The sequence below is a fragment of the Clostridium sp. Marseille-P2415 genome, assembly GCF_900155545.1.
Classification (GTDB): domain Bacteria; phylum Bacillota; class Clostridia; order Lachnospirales; family Lachnospiraceae; genus Lacrimispora.
The window spans coordinates 1-1,093 of the sequence record NZ_LT732521.1 but is presented as its reverse complement, the minus strand read 5'-3'; the positions used below and the strand labels follow the sequence as shown (position 1 = coordinate 1,093).

Annotated in this window: 2 protein-coding genes; both read right to left on the bottom strand. The window is 37.2% G+C overall.

Annotated elements, in window-relative coordinates; translation table 11 throughout:
- Positions 1 to 27: 27 nt before the first annotated feature.
- Complete coding sequence (locus BQ9856_RS00040) at positions 28 to 858, bottom strand: transposase (protein WP_077609165.1); 831 nt, start codon at positions 856 to 858, stop codon at positions 28 to 30.
- Positions 824 to 1,093 (bottom strand): transposase (locus BQ9856_RS00035; RefSeq protein ID WP_235839081.1); only part of this gene is annotated, 270 nt, incomplete at its 5' end. The genes BQ9856_RS00035 and BQ9856_RS00040, both read right to left, overlap by 35 nt.

Here is a 1,093-nt window from a genome sequence, read left to right as displayed (position 1 = left end):
GGTTCTTCCGCAAATGTCCGTTATACATTAGCATCTCAATATCATTTTGGCACTCAAAAGTTTTCTACTGCATCTGCCATACATAGTACGTTTCACCATCTTAAGTTTACTGTTAATTCCCTCCACAAATCCATTACTCAAATCAGATGCTACCGCATTTTCGACAGCTTTTATATCTCGCTGTAAGCCTTTGGCAAAAGATTTTAATTCAGGAATGGCACTATTACTATATCGTTCAATAAAAAGATATAACCCGGGCATGCTTCTACGGATAAAAACATTACGGAAACTCCGAATACAGCTCAGGATTTCCCATACCATCGGGTAAGTTTTGAGAATATAATCTTTATGCTCCGGTGTTAGTTGATTATCATTCATCCAAAGATATTGGAAAATTCCTGCTCTAGTTATATAATCAGCGCTTTTACCTTTTGATCCAGCTTTATATTTCATTCCCTCGGTATAAGTTCTGACATATGGTTGTGGTGCAAAATTCTGTATTTTATATCTTTCTATTTTTACAAGATAATCAAAGGCTGTACTTTTAGCCCCACGATATCCTAGTGAATACAAGCGTTTTACTGTCTTGCTTTTACTATATCCATTATGTAGACACTTAATTATTTCGTCCTTGTAAACGTCCAACTTACTTTGATTAATTCCAGATTCGCAAAGTTCCTTTGGATTACCGGCTCTATACTTTGCGACTGTTCTTCGGCTTATACCCATCCGTTTGGCTATTTCACGATAACTGCAGCCTTCTTTTAAAAAAGTTTGAATCTGGCAAATGACTTGATAACGTTTTTGTTCTCGAGGAGAAAAGTTATCCACAGTCGAAACGATTTTTTTTACAAGCATCACAATTTTTTACAGATTTCGCAACATGACTATCATGAATTACTGTTATATTAGCGGGTACTGCACGGTTTAAGGCACCTTTTACGGCATCAAGAAGATTTTGATGCAGATGGAAACGATCGGCTACCTGCATGACATCAGGAAGCTCTTCACTGATTACTTTTGCATATGCACTTGCCCGATCCCTGGTTACTGCTTTGATATGTTGATTTCCTTTTAGCCACTGGCGAAGAGT

Excerpts from the sequence above, each read along its gene's own strand:
- BQ9856_RS00040 (WP_077609165.1), bottom strand. The coding sequence starts at position 858 with ATGCTTGTAAAAAAAATCGTTTCGACTGTGGATAACTTTTCTCCTCGA.